General features: G+C 64.0%; 2 protein-coding genes. Both read right to left on the bottom strand.

Features of this window, described 5'->3' with window-relative positions; all coding sequences use genetic code 11:
• A partial coding sequence (bioB, locus tag B3V69_RS11945) for a biotin synthase BioB (RefSeq protein ID WP_296446816.1) occupies window positions 1-818 on the bottom strand: 818 nt, incomplete at its 3' end.
• The coding region (locus B3V69_RS11940; protein WP_296446814.1) for a biotin/lipoyl-containing protein at window positions 818-1,369 on the bottom strand (552 nt) is incomplete at its 5' end. The genes bioB and B3V69_RS11940, both read right to left, overlap by 1 nt.

The raw sequence follows: 1,369 nt of genomic DNA, 5'->3' as shown, positions 1-1,369 counted from the left end.
GCCACGGCGATCACGCGCACAAAGTCAAGCGGATCGATCGGCGCGGCGTCCGCCAGCGGCGTCCCCGGCACGCGCACCAGACTGTTGATGGGCACCGACTCGGGGTAGGGGGCCAGGTTGGCCAGCTGGGCGATCAGCCCGGCGCGATGCACCGCCGTCTCCCCCATGCCCACAATGCCGCCGCAGCACACGCTGATGCCTGCGTCGCGCACATGGGCCAGGGTGTCGAGCCGGTCCTGGTAGGTACGCGTGTCCACGACCTCCTTGTAGTACTCGGGCGCGGTGTCGAGGTTGTGGTTGTAGTAGTCCAGCCCGGCGTCCTTGAGCTGCTTGGCCTGATGCGCCTCCAGCATGCCCAGCGTGGCACAGGTTTGCAGGCCCAGGCCCTTGACCGCCTCGACCAGCTCGGCCACCTTCTCCACGTCGCGGTCCTTGGGCGCACGCCAGGCGGCACCCATGCAAAAGCGCGTGGCACCCGCATCCTTGGCGGCCTGCGCGGCGCGCAGCACCTCGTCCACGCCCATGAGCTTGCTGGCCGTGACGCCGGTGTCGTACTCGGCTGCCTGCGGGCAGTAACCGCAGTTTTCCGAGCAACCGCCGGTTTTAACCGACAGCAGCGTGGCCAATTCAATGTCGCCGTCCGGGAAATGCTGGCGATGCACGGTTTGCGCCTCAAACAGTAAATCCATCAAGGGGCGCTCCAGCAATTCCTGCACGGCTTGAACCGTCCAGGGGCCGCCGAGTGCCGCTTTGGCGGGCCGATGCAGGGTGATCGTCTGCGATATCGCTTGTTCAGCGGGAAAAGTTGCCTTGCTCATTACACAAACTCCACAATTATTTGATCTACGGTCAGCGATTCGCCTTTGCTCGCCGCAATCGATTTGACCACGCCGTCGGCGGCCGCAAACAGCACGTTCTCCATTTTCATCGCCTCAATCACGGCCACGCGCTCACCGGCCTGCACTTTCTGGCCGGCTTGCACCGATACCTCGACCAGCAAGCCGGGCATCGGCGATAGCACAAAACGGCTCATGTCAGGCGGCGTCTTGTAAGGCATCAGGGTGTAAAGCGCAGCAGCGCGCTTTGACAGCACCAGCGTGTCAATCTGCGTGCCGTTGTGCGAGACGCGAATCGTCAGCGGGTTTTTGCCCGCCAGGCTGCCGCGTTCGACCTGCGCCGTGAACGGACGGCCGTTGCAGCTGCCTTCGACACGAACTTCGCCGAGTCGGTAGTTGCTACAAATTTTGTAGCTGCTCGCGCCCACTGCGACGGAGCTGGAGCCTGTTTTTCCTTCAAAGTCGGTGACGGTGACCGGGGTCGGCGTGGTGGCGCCCTGCTGGCCCAGGGTGACCACCACAAACTCCTCGCC

The sequence above is a fragment of the Rhodoferax sp. UBA5149 genome (genome assembly GCF_002413825.1).
Classification (GTDB): Bacteria; Pseudomonadota; Gammaproteobacteria; order Burkholderiales; family Burkholderiaceae_C; genus Rhodoferax.
Note: the sequence above shows the minus strand (reverse complement) of the source record. Positions and strands in the feature narration are given on the sequence as shown.